This is a genomic window from Amycolatopsis sp. NBC_01307, assembly GCF_035975215.1.
Taxonomy (GTDB): Bacteria; Actinomycetota; Actinomycetes; order Mycobacteriales; family Pseudonocardiaceae; genus Amycolatopsis.
Genome location: NZ_CP108403.1, coordinates 4,294,724 through 4,311,945 on the forward strand (window position 1 = coordinate 4,294,724; position 17,222 = coordinate 4,311,945).

The 17,222-nt window shown below is 73.4% G+C and carries 22 protein-coding genes; 10 read left to right on the forward strand and 12 right to left on the reverse strand.

Going from position 1 to position 17,222, the window contains the following annotated elements; genetic code table 11:
* Nucleotides 1-28: 28 nt before the first annotated feature.
* Entirely contained in the window at nucleotides 29-484 is a 456-nt protein-coding gene (locus tag OG439_RS18170; RefSeq protein ID WP_326950535.1) for a group II truncated hemoglobin, read from the forward strand.
* A 167-nt stretch (nucleotides 485-651) separates the two neighbouring features.
* On the forward strand, nucleotides 652-1,233 hold the full coding sequence (locus OG439_RS18175) for a TIGR03086 family metal-binding protein (RefSeq protein WP_326950536.1): 582 nt from the start codon (nucleotides 652-654) through the stop codon (nucleotides 1,231-1,233).
* Here the strand turns inward: OG439_RS18175 and OG439_RS18180 are convergent.
* Nucleotides 1,205-2,113 (reverse strand): NAD-dependent protein deacetylase, encoded by a 909-nt coding sequence (locus OG439_RS18180; protein WP_326950537.1) that lies wholly within the window; start codon nucleotides 2,111-2,113, stop codon nucleotides 1,205-1,207. The genes OG439_RS18175 and OG439_RS18180 overlap by 29 nt on opposite strands.
* A 301-nt stretch (nucleotides 2,114-2,414) precedes the next feature.
* Here OG439_RS18180 and OG439_RS18185 point away from each other — a divergent pair, with 301 nt between their 5' ends.
* Entirely contained in the window at nucleotides 2,415-2,888 is a 474-nt protein-coding gene (locus OG439_RS18185) for a CAP domain-containing protein (RefSeq protein ID WP_326950538.1), read from the forward strand.
* A gap of 120 nt (nucleotides 2,889-3,008) precedes the next feature.
* Nucleotides 3,009-4,424, forward strand: coding sequence for a serine/threonine-protein kinase (locus tag OG439_RS18190; protein ID WP_326950539.1), 1,416 nt, complete (start codon nucleotides 3,009-3,011; stop codon nucleotides 4,422-4,424).
* On the opposite strand, the gene OG439_RS18195 is transcribed toward OG439_RS18190, so the two are convergent.
* Entirely contained in the window at nucleotides 4,414-5,334 is a 921-nt protein-coding gene (locus OG439_RS18195) for a DUF3800 domain-containing protein (protein ID WP_326950540.1), read from the reverse strand. The genes OG439_RS18190 and OG439_RS18195 overlap by 11 nt on opposite strands.
* A gap of 179 nt (nucleotides 5,335-5,513) precedes the next feature.
* Between OG439_RS18195 and OG439_RS18200 the strand changes: the two genes are divergently transcribed.
* Nucleotides 5,514-7,193 (forward strand): hypothetical protein, encoded by a 1,680-nt coding sequence (locus OG439_RS18200; protein WP_326950541.1) that lies wholly within the window; start codon nucleotides 5,514-5,516, stop codon nucleotides 7,191-7,193.
* Between the two features lie 218 nt (nucleotides 7,194-7,411).
* Complete coding sequence (locus OG439_RS18205) at nucleotides 7,412-7,963, forward strand: Ltp family lipoprotein (RefSeq protein WP_326950542.1); 552 nt, start codon at nucleotides 7,412-7,414, stop codon at nucleotides 7,961-7,963.
* Nucleotides 7,964-8,017: 54 nt separating this feature from the next.
* Here the strand turns inward: OG439_RS18205 and OG439_RS18210 are convergent, their stop codons facing one another.
* The 3 genes from OG439_RS18210 to OG439_RS18220 are packed head-to-tail and all read right to left on the reverse strand — an operon-like array spanning nucleotide 8,018 to nucleotide 9,676.
* Complete coding sequence (locus tag OG439_RS18210) at nucleotides 8,018-8,434, reverse strand: Rieske (2Fe-2S) protein (protein ID WP_326950543.1); 417 nt, start codon at nucleotides 8,432-8,434, stop codon at nucleotides 8,018-8,020.
* A gap of 10 nt (nucleotides 8,435-8,444) precedes the next feature.
* The gene (locus OG439_RS18215) at nucleotides 8,445-8,996 is read right to left on the reverse strand and encodes a DUF6529 family protein (RefSeq protein ID WP_326950544.1); all 552 of its coding nucleotides are present in this window, start codon (nucleotides 8,994-8,996) and stop codon (nucleotides 8,445-8,447) included.
* The gene (locus tag OG439_RS18220) at nucleotides 8,996-9,676 is read right to left on the reverse strand and encodes a hypothetical protein (protein WP_326950545.1); all 681 of its coding nucleotides are present in this window, start codon (nucleotides 9,674-9,676) and stop codon (nucleotides 8,996-8,998) included. The genes OG439_RS18215 and OG439_RS18220 overlap by 1 nt, the downstream gene beginning before the upstream one ends.
* Nucleotides 9,677-9,810: 134 nt before the next feature.
* Here OG439_RS18220 and OG439_RS18225 point away from each other — a divergent pair, with 134 nt between their 5' ends.
* On the forward strand, nucleotides 9,811-10,833 hold the full coding sequence (locus OG439_RS18225) for an alpha/beta hydrolase (protein WP_326950546.1): 1,023 nt from the start codon (nucleotides 9,811-9,813) through the stop codon (nucleotides 10,831-10,833).
* An 89-nt stretch (nucleotides 10,834-10,922) separates the two neighbouring features.
* Nucleotides 10,923-11,747 (forward strand): alpha/beta fold hydrolase, encoded by an 825-nt coding sequence (locus OG439_RS18230; RefSeq protein ID WP_326950547.1) that lies wholly within the window; start codon nucleotides 10,923-10,925, stop codon nucleotides 11,745-11,747.
* 29 nt (nucleotides 11,748-11,776) lie between these two features.
* On the opposite strand, the gene OG439_RS18235 is transcribed toward OG439_RS18230, so the two are convergent.
* Nucleotides 11,777-12,118, reverse strand: coding sequence for a DoxX family protein (locus tag OG439_RS18235; protein WP_326950548.1), 342 nt, complete (start codon nucleotides 12,116-12,118; stop codon nucleotides 11,777-11,779).
* A gap of 157 nt (nucleotides 12,119-12,275) precedes the next feature.
* Here OG439_RS18235 and OG439_RS18240 point away from each other — a divergent pair, with 157 nt between their 5' ends.
* Nucleotides 12,276-12,785 (forward strand): hypothetical protein, encoded by a 510-nt coding sequence (locus OG439_RS18240; protein WP_326950549.1) that lies wholly within the window; start codon nucleotides 12,276-12,278, stop codon nucleotides 12,783-12,785.
* 1 nt (nucleotide 12,786) lies between these two features.
* Here the strand turns inward: OG439_RS18240 and OG439_RS18245 are convergent, their stop codons facing one another.
* From OG439_RS18245 to ligD (OG439_RS18270), 6 genes are all read right to left on the reverse strand, one after another.
* Nucleotides 12,787-13,251 (reverse strand): GNAT family N-acetyltransferase, encoded by a 465-nt coding sequence (locus tag OG439_RS18245; protein ID WP_326950550.1) that lies wholly within the window; start codon nucleotides 13,249-13,251, stop codon nucleotides 12,787-12,789.
* Nucleotides 13,248-13,676 carry a GyrI-like domain-containing protein gene (locus tag OG439_RS18250; RefSeq protein WP_247052781.1) on the reverse strand — a complete coding sequence of 143 codons (429 nt, stop codon included), beginning with the start codon at nucleotides 13,674-13,676 and terminating at the stop codon, nucleotides 13,248-13,250. The genes OG439_RS18245 and OG439_RS18250 overlap by 4 nt, the downstream gene beginning before the upstream one ends.
* A 41-nt stretch (nucleotides 13,677-13,717) precedes the next feature.
* Nucleotides 13,718-14,707 carry a non-homologous end-joining DNA ligase gene (gene ligD, locus OG439_RS18255; protein ID WP_326950551.1) on the reverse strand — a complete coding sequence of 330 codons (990 nt, stop codon included), beginning with the start codon at nucleotides 14,705-14,707 and terminating at the stop codon, nucleotides 13,718-13,720.
* Nucleotides 14,708-14,740: 33 nt separating this feature from the next.
* Nucleotides 14,741-15,160: a DUF6292 family protein gene (locus tag OG439_RS18260; RefSeq protein WP_247052783.1), complete on the reverse strand. Its 420-nt coding sequence runs from the start codon at nucleotides 15,158-15,160 to the stop codon at nucleotides 14,741-14,743.
* A 60-nt stretch (nucleotides 15,161-15,220) separates the two neighbouring features.
* Nucleotides 15,221-15,625 carry an STAS domain-containing protein gene (locus tag OG439_RS18265; RefSeq protein WP_326950552.1) on the reverse strand — a complete coding sequence of 135 codons (405 nt, stop codon included), beginning with the start codon at nucleotides 15,623-15,625 and terminating at the stop codon, nucleotides 15,221-15,223.
* Between the two features lie 247 nt (nucleotides 15,626-15,872).
* Nucleotides 15,873-16,793, reverse strand: coding sequence for a non-homologous end-joining DNA ligase (gene ligD / locus OG439_RS18270; RefSeq protein WP_326950553.1), 921 nt, complete (start codon nucleotides 16,791-16,793; stop codon nucleotides 15,873-15,875).
* Between the two features lie 88 nt (nucleotides 16,794-16,881).
* On the opposite strand from ligD (OG439_RS18270), the gene OG439_RS18275 reads away from it, so the two are divergent.
* On the forward strand, nucleotides 16,882-17,103 hold the full coding sequence (locus tag OG439_RS18275; RefSeq protein ID WP_326950554.1) for a hypothetical protein: 222 nt from the start codon (nucleotides 16,882-16,884) through the stop codon (nucleotides 17,101-17,103).
* Nucleotides 17,104-17,222: the final 119 nt, after the last annotated feature.

Below are 17,222 nucleotides of genomic sequence, written 5' to 3' on the forward strand. Positions count from 1 at the left end.
GCCGGGCCGCGCGTGCCAGGCTCGGCCCGTGCGCCCGACGCTGTACGACTTCGCCGGCGGCGACCCCGCGTTCCTCGCGCTGGCCACCGCCCACCACGAACGCTGCCTCGCCGATCCCGAGCTGAACCACCCGTTCTCCCACCCGGGTCAGCACCCGAAGCACGTGGAGCGGCTGGCCTGGTACTGGGCGGAGGTGATGGGCGGCCCGCCGCGGTTCTCCACCGAGTGCGCGGACCACTCGGCGATGCTCAGGATGCACGCCGGCAACGGCGACATGACCGACCTCGGCCGCCGGTTCGTGGACTGCTTCGTGCTCGCCGCCGACGACGCGGGGCTGCCCGCCGATCCCGGGTTCCGGGCCGCGCTGCGGTCCTACATGGAGTGGGCGGTGGCCGAGGTGCTCACCTACCCGGGTCCCCACGAAGAAGTGCCCGCCGGCCTGGCCGTGCCGCACTGGTCGTGGAACGGGTTGCAGCCGGTGTAACGCCCGGGGCGGCCGCGACGTCTTGTGGGCAACGACTGGCTGTGGAGGTCCGTCGCAGAGCCGTCCCGGGCGCGTTTCCCCCCAACCCGCCCGGGTCGGTTCGTCCACCGGACGCCGTGACCGATTTCCGCTGGCTCCGGCCGCGCGAGGTGGGCAGACTCGGCAGCATGGCCGACACCTTCGACGACGTCCTCGACCGGTTCCGCCGCGCGGCCAAGGGTTTCGAACACCACCTCCGCGCGGTGCCACCCGGCGGCTGGGGCGCGCCGACGCCGTGCCCCGAGTGGGACGTCCGGCAGCTGGCCAACCACATGACGCGCGGCAACCTCAACTACGTCGGCTTGATCCATGGCGCCACCCGCGAGGAGTTCCTGGCCCAGCGGGACGCCGACGCGCTCGGCGACGACCCGGTCACGGCGTTCACCGCGTCGGCCGAGGCCTGCACGGCCGCGTTCGCCGGGAGCGGCGCGCTCGACCGCGTCGTCGACTACCCGATGGGCGCGCTGACCGGGCGGCGGGCTCTGGCCGTGCGGACCGCCGACAGCGTCGTGCACACCTGGGACCTGGCGCGCGCGCTCGGGGCCGGCGACACGCTCGACGCGGACCTCGTCGCCTGGGTCGACGACGGTTACGAAGACATCTTCGCCGGGCTCGCGGTCGACCGGTTCTTCGCGGACCCGCCGGCCGGCGCGCCCCCGGCGTCGCGCCAGGACCGGCTGCTCACGCGGTTCGGCCGCGACCCCCGCTGACCGGGCAGCCCAGCCGGTCGGCCAGCTCGGTCAGGGCCTGGCCCAGCGGCCGGTCCACCCGGACCGTCGCGTAGCGGTCGCCGCGGGTCTCGCCCTGGTTGACGATCACCACCGGCTTGCCCGCGTTCGCCGCGTGCCGGACGAACCGCAGGCCGGACATCACCGTCAGGGACGAACCGAGGACGACCAGCGCGTCGGCGTCGTCGACCAGCCGGAAGCACTGCTCGACACGCGGCCGGGGCACGTTCTCGCCGAAGAACACCACGTCGGGCTTGAGCACGCCGGACACGCAGTCCGCGCACGGCACCAGGCCGAACCGGCGCACGACGTCCTCGGGCAGCTCGACGTCGCCGTCCGGGTTGATCCGGGTCGCCGTGCCCTCGAAGTCCGGGTTGGCCGCGCGCAGCCGCCGGTCCAGCTCGGCGCGCGGGCTGGTGCGCCGGCAGTCCAGGCAGATCACGCGGTCGAGGCTGCCGTGCAGCTCGACGGCGTCCGCGGTGCCCGCCGCCTGGTGCAAGCCGTCGACGTTCTGGGTGATCACGCCGGCGACGTACCCGCCGTCGCGCAGGGCGGTCACCGCGCGGTGACCGTCGTTGGGGTCGGCGCGGGCGATCGTGCGCCAGCCGAGGTGGCTGCGCGCCCAGTACCGCTGCCGGCCGGCGTCGCTGGTGACGAACTCGTCGTAGGTCATCGGCGTGTGCCGGCGCAGGCTGCCGCTCTCGCCGCGGTAGTCGGGGATCCCGGACTCCGTGGACAGGCCGGCGCCGCTCAGCACCGCGACCCGCCGCCGCGCGACGACGGCGGTCAGCTCGTCGAGGCCGGCCGTCCGCGGCAGCGGCGCGTCCGTCGAGGTCCAGGTCAGGGTGGGCCGTGTCCGCACCGGACCAGCCTACGTGGACTTCCCGGACCGGCGCGCGCCGTCGGACGCCGGATTCCGCTCCGTTCGCCGACAGTGGTCAAGGATTCCGCCGCACGTGAGCCTGCACGTGCCGCGACTGTTCGTCGGGGAGGTCCTCCGGAGATCCACCCAGCCGGTGCCGCCGGTCTCCGGTCCGGTGAAAATCCGCCTTCCGCGGGCACGGCCCGTACCGGCGGGAACCGTCCCAACGGGCGGGTTTGGTCACCCGGTCCCCCGGCGCAGTCCTCTGGTGTCGGCAAAACCGTCCATCGAGGAGGTTGTGATGTTCCGGAAAATGGTGGCCTGCGGCGCGACCGCGGTGGTGGCGGCGCTCGCCCCGGGGTGGTCCGCGCCCGCGTCCGCCGCGGACCTCTACCCCGCCCAGGTCCTCCAGCTGACCAACAGCAACCGGGTCCAGAACGGGTGCAAGCCGCTGACCAGCGACCCGCAGCTGGCCGTGGCCGCCCAGGCGCACAACGACGAGATGGCGAAGTACCGCTACTTCAGCCATACCGGCCGCAAGGGCGAGGGACCCGCGGTGCGGATCACCGACGCCGGGTACCGCTGGGCACAGTGGGCCGAGAACATCGCGGCCGGGCAGCGCACCCCCACCGCGGTCGTCGACGCGTGGATGCACAGCCCGGTGCATCGGGCCAACATCCTCGACTGCTCGCTGCGCGAGATCGGCATCGGCTACAGCGTCGACTCGGCGAAGAAGGCGTACTGGACGCAGGACTTCGGGACGCCCCGGACGTAGGCCGGCCGGACCGGACGTCGTGATCCACAGTGGACTCCGCCGCCCGGTCCCCCGGTCGCGCTCGGCCGCCGTCCGGGTCGCGTAGTCTCCTCACGCCTGGCGAGTGGTGGAGGAAGACGCGTGAGCTGGCAGTTCGGGCCGTACCGGGTGGAGTCGCTGATCGCCCGCGGCGGGATGGGCGAGGTGCTGCGCGCCTACGACACGCGGCACGACCGCGTGGTGGCGCTGAAGCTGCTCGCCCCGGAGTTCGCCGCCGACCACGACTTCCAGGAACGGTTCCGGCGCGAGGCGCACGCCGTCGCGCGGCTGCGGGAGCCGCACGTCATCCCGATCCACGCCTACGGCGAGATCGACGGGCGGCTCTACCTCGACATGCGCCTGGTCGAGGGCGACGACCTCGGCTCCCGGCTCACCGCCGGCGGGCCGCTCGCCCCCGCCGACGCCGTCGACGTCGTCGGCCAGGTCGCGCAGGCGCTGGCCGCCGCGCACGCCGAAGGCCTGGTGCACCGGGACGTCAAGCCGTCGAACGTGCTCGTCGGCCCGACCGGCTTCGCCTACCTCGTGGACTTCGGCATCGCCCGCGCGGCCGGGCCCGCGACCGGGCTCACCGCGACCGGCGGCGCGGTCGGCACGCTCGACTACATGGCGCCGGAGCGGTTCGCCGACGCGCCCGCCGACCACCGCGTCGACGTCTACGCCCTGGCCTGCGTGCTGCACCAGTGCCTGACCGGCAGCAAGCCGTTCGCGGCGACCACGGCCGCGGCGCTGATCGGCGCCCACCTGCACCAGCCGCCGCCCCGGCCCAGTTCACTGCGGCCCGGCCTGCCCGCGGCGTTCGACGACGTCGTCGCGCGCGGCATGGCGAAGGACCCGGCCGAGCGCTTCGCGAGCGTCACGGAGCTGGCCGGCGCCGCGCGGGCCGCGCTCGGCGGCCCGAGCCCGGTCCCCGCTGCCGCGCCCCCGACCCGGCAGGCGACGCGGACGGCATCGCCCGCTGCCCCGCGGAGTTCGAAAGCGCCGTGGCTGGTCGCCGGGGTGGCGCTGGTGGCCCTGGTGGCCGTGGCCGCGTGGTTCCTGGCCGACCGGGCGTCGTCGCGGGCCGGGGCGGCACCCACCTCCTCGACGACGGCACCGCCGCCGACGACGTCCTCGCCGGCGAGCGTGCCACCGGTGACGACCACGCAGGTGACCGTGCAGACGTCGGTCGTCCCCGCCGCCGACCTCGGGCTGACGACGCCGCTGAGCACACCCGCGTGCGACGGCTCCTACGTCGTCGTGCTCGGCTCCGCCGTCACGCCGGCCCGCTACCGCACCGACGTTCAGCAGCTGCTGAACGCCCACCCGGGCGCGCGTTACCTGCACACGCCGAGCACCGGCTGCGGTTCGCTGCGGCAGCAGGTGGACGGCGCCGACGTGTACGCCGTCTTCGACGGGCCGTTCACCGGCAAGGAAAGCGCGTGCGCGCGGCGTACCGGGACCGCCTACGTCAAGCGGCTCGACACCACGTCGTCGCCGGTCGCGGTCGTCACCTGCTGACGAACGGGCCGGCCCAGACCGAGTCCGCGTCCACAAAGGACTGGAGGAGCGCGGTCAGGGTGGCGTCACCGCGGGCGTTCAGCTCTTCGGAGGCGATCCGCCGGGCGACGCCGGCGAGGAAGTCGGCGATCTGGACGCGGGCGTCGGACCGCGAGTCGACGAACCGCACGCCGGCCAGCCGGGACCCGAGCGTGGCCTTGAGCTGCAGCACGCGCTCGGCGGTCAGGGCAAGCTGCTCGTCGTGGACCAGGGCCACCGGGGTGCCGTCGGCGCTCCAGTGCCGGATGGTGTGCAGCACCGCGGGCACCAGCGGGTCCAGCACCGGCACGACGCTCGCGTCGGTGGCCAGCCGGGATCGGTAGGCGGCCACGCGGTCGCCGCCGCCCGCGAACCGGCCCATGATCCCGCCGGCTTCGCCCGGCATGTCGGCGAGCTTCGCGACCAGCGCGAAGAACTCGGCGGGCGACGTCGGCACGCCCCGGCGTGGCCGGAGCCGCAGCACGCTGGTGAAGGCCGCGAGGAAGAAGTCCCAGTCGGCGCCGAACGCGGCCGGGCCCTCGCGGTGGAGGGTGCGCGCCATGGCGGCGGTGCCGTGCTCGGCCAGCAGCGTGACCGCGGCCCGCACGGCGAAGAAGGTCTTGTCGGTCAGGTGCACGTGCCCGCGGCCGGCCAGCGGGCCCGCCGGGTCGAGCAGCCATTCGAGCACCGGCCGGTGCTTGGCGCGCAGCAGGTGGTTGGCCTTGTACTCCTCGGCGGGCGACCCGATGCGGCGGCGGATCTCCCGCACGCAGGCCTCGGCCGCCGCCGGGGACATCCGGATCCCGGCGTGGACGAAGACGTCCGTCTCGCCGCCGACGAGGTTCTCCCCCTCCGAACCCGACTCGTCGCAGGCGATCTCGACCGGGTTCACCCGCCCGATGGTGCCAGACGAACCGGGCGGCGGCGAGTTCTTACCTGCGGTGATCCCGGCCGAAGCCTCGCGTGCGCGCCACCCGGGGGCCCATAATGCGACCCGGTCACGGTTGGGCGACGACGGCTGACGACCGCGCGCCGTCCGGAGACTCGACGAGCAGGTGCTGGGAGGTGCGGATGGCCACGGACCACGGGCCGGCCCGGCTCGCCCTGGCGGCGGCCGTGGTCGTGCTGCTGCTGGGGGCCGCCGGGGTGCTGGTGCAGCAACGGCTGGCCGGCGCCGGGGACGCGGCCGCGGTGTCCGGAGCGGCCGGCGCGACGCTGACCGTCGGCGACGTCGAGGTCGTCGTGCCCCCGGACGCCGTCCTGGCCGGCACCCGGCTTGCCGCGCACGCCGCGCCGGAGCCGGGCGCCCTGACGCCGGTGGCCCGCCGGACCGGCGGCGGCGCCGAGCTGACCTTCGACGCCGGCGCGCCGCCGCGGCTCCCGGTCCAGGTGCGGATCGCGGTGCCCACCGCGCCGCCGTCCGGGTTCGCGCCGGTCGTCGTCACCGCGAACGGGACGCGCCTCGCGCTCGCCTCCTACGACGCCACGACCCGCCGGATCGTCGCCGACCTGGCCCCCGAGGGCGCGTTCTGGGGTGGCCTGCTCGACTTCGCCGCGCTGGGCCGCGACGTCGCCCAGGCGGCGGCCGATCCGCCGCCGACGTGCCTCGGGCGTGCGGCGAGCACGGCCGGCGTCACGGTGGAACTCGGCGGGCCGGCCGACGCGCGGGCACCGGTCGGGGCGTGCGTGACCGAGGACGGCAGCGGCGCGAGCGTCACCCTGACGTCGAACGCGCGGGTGCCCTACCGGATCGTCCTGCCGCCGGGCTGGCCGGCACCGAGCGCCCGCACCGCCGCGCCGAGCACCGCGACCGTCCAGCTGTTCCCGCAGCCCCGGCTGCGCGACCTGCTCTGGCCCGGCGCCGGCGTCACCTACGACGTCCCGGTCGAGCGGCTGCCCGCGAGCATCCGCGGCCAGGCCGACCCCGGCCCGTACCTCGGGCTGGCCCTGGCGTGGACGGCCCACCGCGCGGCGGCGCTGTTCGGCATGGCGCTCGCCCGGCCGGGCGAGCTCGAGCAGGACCCCGGCGTGCTGGCCTGCGCGGCGGACGCCGGCGCCGCGCACTACGCCGCCGACCGGCCGTTCGCCCAGGTCGCGGCGGAGGTCTGGGCCGCGTTGACACCGCGCGGCACGGCGGACGCGGGCGCGTTGCACAGCTTCCTGGCCGCCGGGATCGGCCCGGTGACCGGCTGGCTCGCCGACGCCGCGAAAGGCCCCGCCTTCGCGGTGCCGCTGACCGTGGGCAGCGGCACCGAGCGGTTCACCCAGACCGTCGCATACCGGCCGTGGACCGGCACGCGCGTCGCCGCGGGCATCCGCACGACGGCCGCGACCGGCACCTGCTCGGCGGCGTCGACGGTGTCCGGCCGGCACGACGCCTACCGCTGCGCGGTCAAGGACAAGGTGTACGACCCGTGTTTCGCCGCCACCGCGCCGAACGCGCGGCACCAGGTCGTCTGCCCGTCCACGGCGACGAAAGCCGTGTTGCTGACCTACACCGGGACCCTGCCGGCACCGCCCCAGGGCGACGGCACGGCGAACCCGTTCCTCCTCGCCCTGGACGGCGGCCTGCAGTGCCTCGGCGTCACCGGCGGCGCGCCCCCGGTGGCCGGCCTGAACGCCCGGTTCGCCTGCAGCGCCAAGACGTTCCTCTACGGCGACCCGGACCCGGCGAATCCCTTGTGGACGGTCCAGGCCGCGGACCAGGCCCCACCGCTGCGGCAGATGACGATCGCGAAGGCCTACGCCTAGGGTCCGCAGCAAGGCGGCGGCACGGACAACTCCAGTCCACGCAGGAGTAACACAGTGGACGCCGTTTTCGACCTTATCGACAACACCGTCGCCACCACCGCCGGTCGCTCCGGACCACCGCCGGATGGCCGGGCGGCGCCGTGAAGCATCGCTGATCTTCCGCCCCCCGCTGCGCCTGCACCGCCCGGGGGACGACAACTCGGAAAGAGCGAACCACCATGAAGAAGATCGTTATCGGCGTCGGCATCGGCATCGCCCTGCTCGTGATCGCCACGGCGTGCAACAGCCCGACGACTCGCGCGTCCGCGCCGACCGAACAGCCCACCGCGGCCACCGACCAGCCGACCACCAGCCAGCCTGCCACTACCCAGCCGGCCACCTACCCGCCCAGCACGCCGTCGCCGACCAGCCCGAGCCACAACGACGAAACGAGCACGGTGGAGGCGGCCGCACAGTTCTCGCCGCAGGTGGAGATGGCCCGCGACAAGGCGCAGAGTTACCTCGGTTTCAGCGCGTTCTCACGCAACGGCCTGATCCGGCAGCTGTCGTCGGACGCTGGTGAAGGGTTTCCGAAAGCCGTGGCCACCGAAGCCGTGGACAGCCTGTCGGTCGACTGGAACGCGCAGGCCGTCAAGTCGGCCGAGAGCTACCTGAGCTTCACGTCGTTCTCCTGCTCAGGCCTGAAGCAGCAGCTCTCGTCGTCTGCCGGTGAGGGCTACACCAAGGCGCAGGCCGCCTACGGAGCCGGCCGGACCGACGCGTGCAAGTGAAGCCGAGCGCCTGATCCCCATCGTGGCCGGTCCGCAGAAGCCTGCCTGGCGAGATCAGGCCAGCGTGATCTTGCCGCCGGTGACCGTCACCGTCTTCCTCTCCAGGGGCTGGTTCGCCGGGCCCGCCGCGACCGAGCCGTCGGCGATCTTGAACTTGCTGCCGTGGCAGGGGCAGTTGATGGTGCCGTCCGCGACGGCGTCGACCGCGCAGCCCTGGTGGGTGCAGATCGCCGAGAACGCGGCGAACGTCCCCGCCGCTGGCTGCGTCACCACCACCTGCTTGTCGGCGAACACCTTTCCGCCGCCGACCGGGACGTCGCCCGCCGCGCCCAGCTCGGTGCCGCTGCCCGCGGCGGGTGCCGGCGCGGACGTCCCGTTCGTGCCGCCGCCGTAGGTGCTGCAGCCGGCCACCAAGCCGGCGCCCAGCACCGCGAGCGCCGTCCGGCGGGCCAGCGTTTCCTCTTCGCGCACGATCGTCCCCCTAGAAGGTCAAGCCGGATTGGGTGAAGAACCACAGTGACGCGCTCAGCCAGAGCCCGACCAGCGCGGTGAAGACCAGCCCGCCGACGACCGGGAGCGACCAGCCGGGCGCGCCGTCCTTGCGCAGCAGCAACATCTTCACGACGAAGATGCCGTAGAAGAAGCAGCCCAGCAGGGAGTGCAGCAGCACGCGGGTGTCGAACGACTGGAACCCGAGCGCGTACAGGCAGTGCAACGCCACCGGGATCGACACGAGGAACGCCAGGCGCCCTGACCAGCGGTGCACCGGCCCGGCCCACGCGGGCGCATTACTCACGAGCTTGCCGTACAACACCAGCGCCGTGACCAGCTGCACGATGGCCAGCACGACGACGACCGTGGCGAGCCACGCCTTCACCGCCTGCGGGCTCGAGAAGCCCGCGACGTTGATGGCCACGCCGGTGGGTGTGTGCAGGTTGCCGTAGACGCCGAGCGCCACCGCGACGACGGCGCCGATCGCCAGCGGCACGAGGAGCGCGGCCCCGGCGCGGTTGTTCCTCGCGGGCGCGGTCATCAGAACCCACCCGCGATCCCGCTGATCGCCTCGGCGGTCACCGGCGCGCCGTCGACCGTCGCGGACCCGGCCGCCGGGTCGAGGGCCGGCGCGGCGATCGACTGCTGGTCGTCGTCCGTGGTGAGGATGCCGACCTGGCTGCCGTCGGCCTGGACGATCCAGCCGACCTTCGCGCCCTTGCCCTTGACCTTCGGCGTCGCGCGGTAGAGCCCGGCGGGTTTCTTGGCCGGGCCCGCGGTGAACGTCCACGTCTTGCCGCCCGCCGTGACCGAGCCGGTCACCGCCGCGGCGTCGTAGCTGCCGGCGAGGTTCGCGCCCTTGGTGCCCTTGAGGTCCAGCTTCCCGCCGACGGTCACGCCCTGCAGCCAGGCCTCGACCTTCTTGCCGTCGCAGACGTAGGCGATCGCGTGGCCGTCGCGGACCGACACGGCGACCGACGCGCCGCCGCCGTCGACGTGCCCGGCGTAGTCGGCCCGCGCGGGCGCGTCGACCGTCTTGGCCGGCTGGGTCGTCGGCGGCTGTGTCGTCTGTGTCTGCTGTGTCGTGGGCGGCGCGCCCGCGGCGTTCGCGGCGCCGGCGGCCGGCGGCGCGCCGGTCCCCGTCGCCAGATTGGCCATCCCGATCCCGCCGGCGAGCGCGACGCCCGCGAGCAGGGTGAACAACGGTCCCGGATGTTTCATGATCGTCCCCGCATTCCCTCTCCACCACCGTGCCCTTGACACGGACGTCGGAGCGGAGCGGCTCAACGCTACGCGAGGAAAAGAGCTATCGCTTAGCCCCTGCAAGTGGTCGGCGCGCGTGGTTGACTGGCGCCATGCTGCCCTGGGACGGCGACCTCGCCGGCCGGCTCGACCGGCACACCGTGAACTCCGCGCTGCTGCGCGGCAATCCGCTCGGCGACCCGCACGAGCGGCCGCTGTGGGTGTACGTCCCACCGGGCTACGACGACTCCGCCGAACGCTACCCGGCGGTGTACGTGATCCAGGGCTACACCGGGCACCTGGCGATGTGGGCCAACCGCACGGCGTTCCGGCAGCCGTTCCCCGAGACGGCCGACGCGGTCTTCGCCGCCGGGACGCCGGGCTGCGTCGTGGTGTACGTCGACGCGTGGACCGCTTACGGGGGCTCGCAGTTCGTCGACTCGCCCGGCACCGGGCGGTACCACTCGTACCTGTGCGACGAGATCGTGCCGTGGGTCGACGAGCACTACCGCACCATCCCGGACCGCGAATCCCGTGCGATCACGGGCAAGTCGTCGGGCGGGTTCGGCGCGATGATCACGCCGATGCTGCGCCCGGACCTGTTCGGCGCGCTGGCCACCCACGCGGGCGACACGCTGTACGAACTCTGCTACGTCCCCGACTTCGGCGACGCCGTCCGCGCCCTGCGCGGCTACGACCAGGACATCCAGGCGTGGTGGGCGGACTTCCGCGCGCGCCCGGCGTTCACCAAGCCGGAGGACGCGAACCTGCTGCAGCTGATCGGCGTCTCCGCCTGCTTCTCGCCGGGCGAAGATGGCCGCCCGGAGCTGCCGTTCGACCCCGCGACGGGCGTGCTGCGCCCGGAGACGTGGCAGCGCTGGCTGGACTGGGACCCGGTCCGGATGGCACCCGGCCACGCCGAGGCGCTCCGGTCCCTGCGCGCGGTCTGGATCGACGCGGGCACGCGCGACGAGTACTACCTCGACGTCGGGGCGCAGGCGTTCCGGGACCAGCTCACGAAGGCGGGCGTCCCGGACGAGCGGGTGCACTTCGAGCTGTTCGACGCCGGCCACGCCGCGATCGACTACCGTTACCCGCTTTCGCTGGCCTGGCTGGCGGAACGGCTGGCCCGCTGACGGAGCGCCCTCGTGAGTGTTTAGGAGGGTTCTAACCCTCCTAAACACTCACGACCCCCCACCGAGAGGGCCGCCGCTAGGCTCGGGGGATGGTGACCGAGACCGACCTGGTGCTGCTCGATGGGCGGACCCTGCACGTCTACGACACCGGGACGCCCGCGCCGCTCACCGTGGTCTGGCACCACGGGACGCCCAACGTCGGCACCCCGCCCCCGCCGCTCGTCCGGGCGCGCCACGACGTCCGGTGGGTGTCCTACGACCGGCCCGGCTACGGCGGCTCCACGCCCCTTCCCGGGCGGGACGTCGCCAACGCCGCCGCGTGCACCGCCGCCGTCGTCGACGCGCTCGGTATCGACGAATTCGCCGTCGCAGGGCACTCCGGCGGCGGGGCGCACGCCCTCGCCTGCGGGGCGCTGCTGCCGGCGCGGGTCCTCGCCGTCGTGAGCATTTCCGCCATGGCGCCCTTCGACGCCGCGGGGCTCGACTGGTTCGGCGGCATGGCCCCGGCGAGCGAAGCTTCTCTGCGCGCCGCGGCCGAAGGTCGTGTGGCCAAGGAGAAGTACGAGGCCGCCGCCGAGTTCGATCCCGATGTCTTCACCGACGCGGACATGGCCGCGCTCAACGGTTCGCAGTCGTGGCTGAACGACGTCGTCGGGCCGGCGCTGGCGGCCGGGCCGGGCGCCCTGATCGACGACGATCTCGCCTACGTCACCCCGTGGGGCTGCGATCCGGCGCTGATCACCGCTCCCCTGCTGCTGGTGCACGGCGGCCGCGACCGGCTGATCCCCGCGTCGCACGGCGCGTGGCTCGCCGCGCACTGCCCCACCGCGCAGTTCCGGCCGCACCCGGCCGACGGGCACCTCTCGGTGCTCGACCACGCCGCCGACGCCCTCGCGTGGCTCGCGCGCCACTGATCAGCACCCAGCGCCAGCAGCGCCGCTGATCAGGACGCCAGCGCCAGCGAAGCGACGACGGGCGCCACGTACACCAGCGGGAAAGCCAGGTGCGCGTACGACTTCGCCCGCGCGACCGTGATGAGGGCGCCGGTGAAGTAGAGCACCAGGCCGATCCCGGCGGCGACGCCGATCGCCGGGACGACCAGGCCCGCGATCAACCCGGCCGCGCCGGCGGCCTTGGCCGTGCCGAGCCACGGCCACCACGAGCGGGGCACGCCGTACTCGGCGAGCGGCTCCACGACCCACTTCGCGTGGGTGAAGACCGAGAAGGCCGAGAACCCGGCCATGGCGGCACCGGCGATGCTGACGATCAGGTGAGCGGTGGACATCGGGGCTCCTCAAGGGTTTCCGGCCCCGCGGTTCGGGTCCGTCACCTGCTCGACCCCCGCCGCCGCGTCCGTGTGACAGCGATCGACGTGACCGTAATCACCCCTTGAGGGCCGTTGTCCCCTCCCCCCGGACGCCGTGCGCGAGCACGCTTGGGCGATGCTCGTGCTGCGCCTGTTCGGCACCCTCTTCTGGTTCGGTCTCCCGGCCGGTTTCCTGACCTACGCCGTGCACGACCTCGACGTGCGAGACGCGCCGACCTACAGCATCGAGGGCACGGTCGTCGGGCACCGGGACGTGTACCACCAGTCGTCCCAGGACTCGACCGGGTACACGACCTACTTCATCACCGTCCGCAGCGCGACCGGGGACTTCGAGTTCGGCGACGAACAGCAGGCCCTCGACACCGAACCGGGCACGCTGGTCGTGGTGCAGGTGTCGCGGACGACGAACGACATCGTGTCCGTGCGCAAGAACGGCACCGTCGTGGACCTGCGCAACACCGTCGGCAACGACGTCGGCATCATCGTGTTCGCCTCGATCGGCCTCCTCGTCGCGATCGTGCGCGAATGCCTGCTGGAGGACTACGACATCCCGCGGTGGGTGGGTTTCCTCATCGGCCTGGCCGCCGCCGGCGGCGGGGTGTACGTGGCCTTCCTGCTGATGTGATTCACAGTGTGAGCCGCAGGACCACCTCCCCGTCGTCGATCTCGCCGGTCGGCCGGAAGCCGAACTTCCGGTAGAACGGCCCGGGCCCGTCTTCGTCCGGCTGGTGACTGGTGAGCAGCTCGGTACCGCCGTCCGCGCGCACGAGGCCGGTGACGAGCGTGAGCACCGCACGGCCGTAGCCGTGCCCCTGGTGCCGCGCGTCGATCAGCAGCCGCCACAGGAAGTACGGCCCGAGCACGCCCGGGCGCCCGGGCGGCACGTCCCAGCTGAGCATGACGAACCCGACCGGCTCATCGCCCGCGTAGACGGCCCGGTACCAGGGCTCGCCCTCCGGCGTCGTCGCCGCGTCCTCCAGGGACCGCGCCACCGACGCGACGAACCGCTGCTGGCCGGGGTGCACGTGCAACGCGCACACGGCATCCCGGTTGGCGTCGGTGATCTCGACCAGCCGCACCGGCGAGCTCATGCCGGGAACACCGGGACCCACAGCTCGATGGCGTCGTACCGGCGGTAGAACTCGACGAGCGGACGGCTGTCGTCGATCGGTCCGGCGCCCTCGAGCTCCGCCATCCCGGCGCCGATCTTCTCGAAGATGCCCGGCGGCTCACCGGTCAGGTTCCCGCGCAGGTACCAACCACCGGGCAGGATCCCGGTCGCCAGCCCGAGTTCCGCCGGCCGGTCTTCCTCCTTGATCGGCGTGCAAGCGGTGTAGGTGCCCGCTTTGACGTCGGCCCGCCCGTACATCTTGCGGCCGCGCAGCCCGACGAGCCGCTCGAACGCCGGCCAGAGTTCCTGGATGCTCGGCAGTTCGTCGGCGGTGGTCTGCTCCATGACCGGGACGTCCGGGCGGTGGATGCGCGTGGGTGGGGCGTGCAGGACCGAGGTCGTCATGGTGTCCATGCAACCACGCGGCACCGACAGTTTCCGCTACTTCACAACGGGGGCAGCCCGATCTCGGCCGGCGTCCGGTCCGGGCGCAGGCCGCGCCACGACGTGTGCCGCAGCCGCCGGTCCGGGGTGAACCGCCGGTAGACGACCTCGCCGACCAGCGAGGGCTCGACCCACCGGGCGCCGCGGGCGCGGTCGCGCGGGACCTCCGTGTCGAACGGGCTCGCCGGGCGGGCCAGCGACGCGAGCACCCCGCTGAGGTGCTCGAGCGCGTCGTCGGAGAAGCCGGTGCCGACGTCGCCGAGGTAGACCAGCGCGCCTTCGTCGTCGTAGGCGCCCAGCAGGAGCGCGCCCAGGGTGCCCGCGCGGCGGCCGGCACCGGGCCGCCAGCCGCCGACGACCACCTCGGCCGTGTGGGTCAGCGCGCGCTTGGTCCACACCGGCGACCGCGCGCCGGGCAGGTACGGCGCGTCCAGGCGCTTCGCGACGACGCCCTCGATGCCGTGCTCGGCCGCGGTCGCCAGCAGCTGCGCCGGCGCGATGTCGGCGCGCGTGTACCAGGGCGGCACGACGATCCGGCCGTCCGCCGGCTGGAGCAGTCCGGCCAGCAGCTCGCGCCGCTGCGCGTACGGCAGGTTCAGCAGCGACTCGCCGTCGAGCCACAGCAGGTCGAAGGCGAAGTAGACGACCGGGACCTCCGCGCGCAGCTTCGGCGTCGGCTCGTACATGGCGCGCCGCTGCATCAGCTCGAACTCCGGCCGCCCGGCCGGGTTCAGCGCGACGACCTCGCCGTCCAGCACGGCGGCCCGGCCGCCGAGCGCGGGTCCGAAGACGTCGCCCAGCTCCGGGTACCGGGCCGTGTGGTCGCTGCCGCTGCGGCTGGTGATCCGGGTTTCGCCGGTGCCCGCGACGCGCACGCACCCGCGGAACCCGTCCCACTTCCACTCGTAGCCGTGCTGGTCGTCGTCCGGGAGCGGCCCGTCGACGGCCAGCATCGGCGCCACCGCGTCCGGCACCGTGCTCGTCCCCACCATGCCGTCCAGTGTGGAGGATGGGGCCCCGCGTGCCTACCCCGTCGGCAGCAGCGGCAGGAGATCCTGGTGGCTCCCGGCGCGGCGCAGTACCGGCGAACCCAGCCCGTCCGGGGCCAGGTCACCGGCGCGCAACGCGGCCAGGAACCGGACGATCACCCGGGGGTCCGGCAGGATGTCGGCCCCGCCCAGGTAGGCCAGCACGATCATCTCCTCCCCGCACGCCGCCTCGACCGCGACCGCCCAGCCGTGCACCTCGTCCCACAGCAGGGCGACGTCGCGCTCGGGGAAGCGCCGCAGCCGCCAGTCGACGGCGAGGTAGGCCGACACCGGGACGTCGACGTCCACGGTGCACGACTCGAGGCCGAAGCCCAGTGCCCGGGCCACCTCGCCGAGGTAGGCGCGCAAGCCGCGCTGGAACCAGAACTCGAGATCGGCGTCGATCAGGCCGGACACCCGTTTCCTTTCCCTCCTCCGAAGCCGGCCGGGCGCCCTGCCCGGCCGGTCGTGCCGGGATCAGCCGACGGCGGCGAGCGCGTCGGCGCGGTCCCGGTAGCAGGAGAAGCCGGTGGCACCGGCTCCTCGCAGCAACCGCCACAGCCGCGGGGTCCGCACCACCCAGGCGACCGGGACGGCCGCTTCCTCGGCCGCGCCCTGCAGCCGGTGCAACGCGCGCAGGCCGACCTCGGAGCAGAACCGCACCTGGCCGAGGTCGAGCACGAGCACGCCACCCGCGCGAATCGCGGTTTCCCCACATTCGACAAGAATTCCGACGGTGGCGAGATCAATGTCACCGGCCACGGTGACGACCGTGCTCCGGGCGCCTTCGAGCACCGTGGTGACCGCGAACGGCTCGCACAACGCGCCCGGCGAACTGCGGCCGAATGCCCGCGAAAGCCGCGGTGGTTTCTGGATTCTCATGACCGGCTCCGGCGGCTCATGCTGACGGTTTACGCGTAGACCGTACCGAGTCCGTCCACCTTGGCGCACAACGGGAACCGCCCGGCCGATGGGTCGTGCACCGACACGCCCGTCTGCACGTGCACGGGTCCGTTGTGGACGATCAAATAGTGCTGGTCAGCGTTCTCATCCGGCAATTCTTCGCGCCATCCCGGCGGCCACCGCGAGAACCGGAGGCGAATCGGCGGGGAATTGCGTTTTCCGAAATTCAGCCGAATGTCGGAATCGGCACGCGTGTCCGCTCGACGTCCGCGAAGAGGTCGCCGAGTTCGTCGACGCGCTCCAGGACCTCGTCCGCGGTGAACCGCAGGTGCGTGACGTGCCGGCAGGCGCGGACCTCGTCCCAGGTGACCGGAGTGGACACCGTCGGCTCGTCGCGCCCACGCAGCGAGTACGGCGCCACCGTGGTCTTGAACGGGTTGTTCTGGCTCCAGTCGATGAAGATCTTGCCCGGGCGCAGGGTCTTCGTCATCCGCGCGACGACCAGGTCCGGGGTCTCGGCGGCCAGCCGCTCGGCCAGCGCCTTCGCGTACTGCGACGTCTCCCCGGCGTCGGAGGTCACCACGCCCGCGTAGAGCTGCATGCCCTTGGAGCCGCTGGTCTTCGCGACCGGGCTGAAGCCGTCGTCGGCGAGCACGTCGTAGAGCCGCTCGGCGACCCGGCAGCAGTCGACGACGGTCGCGCCGGGGCCCGGGTCGAGGTCGAACACCAGCCGGTCCGGCAGGCTCCGCTCGTCGCCGTCCACGACGGTCCACTGGTGGACGTGCAGTTCGAGCGCGGCGAGGTTGGCCGCCCAGACGAGCTCGGGCAGGTCGTTGATCAGCGGGTAGTTGACGATCTCGGGTTCCTTGCCGTGGCCGGCGACGGTGAGGCTCGCGGTGCGGACCCACTCCGGGGCGTGCCGGGAGCCGTTCTTCTCGAAGAACGAACCGCCGGTGACGCCGTCGGGGAAGCGCACGAAGGTCATCGCCCGGTCGTGGATGTGCGGCAGCAGCACGGGGGCGATCCGCGTGTAGTAGTCGAGCACCTCGCCCTTGGTGAACCCGGTCTTCGGGTAGAGCACCTTTTCGAGGTTCGAGAGCGTCAGCTGCCGCTCGCCCACCCGCACCGTGATCCGGCTCCCCGCCACGCCGGACACGCTACCGCGCCGCCGGGGGTTGAGCGCGCTGGTCACTCCTGGTTATGATGCAGTCGTATCAACAACGGGAGGGGACAGCATGAAGTTCGGGGTGCTGCAGGTGCTGGGGATGGTGCTGCTGGTGGCCGGCGCGCAGGGCGCGATCCGGCTGCTGATCGACCACGGGAACCTCGGCCTGCTCGGCCGGCTCGACGCGGGGTTCGCGGGGACGCTGGTCTGCTACCTGGTCGTGACGGCGATCGGCGTCGTCCTGGCGGGCTGGGCCCACGACCGCGCCAAGGCGGCCGGCGACCAGGACTAGCGGCCTCGCGGACCGCCGCCCGATCGCGGCGCCGTCCGGCCCGGCGACGGCGACGCCCGGCGCGACCTGCCGCGGCCGGTCACGCCGGGTGATCACCGAAGCCTCGGCCGGGTGTGGTG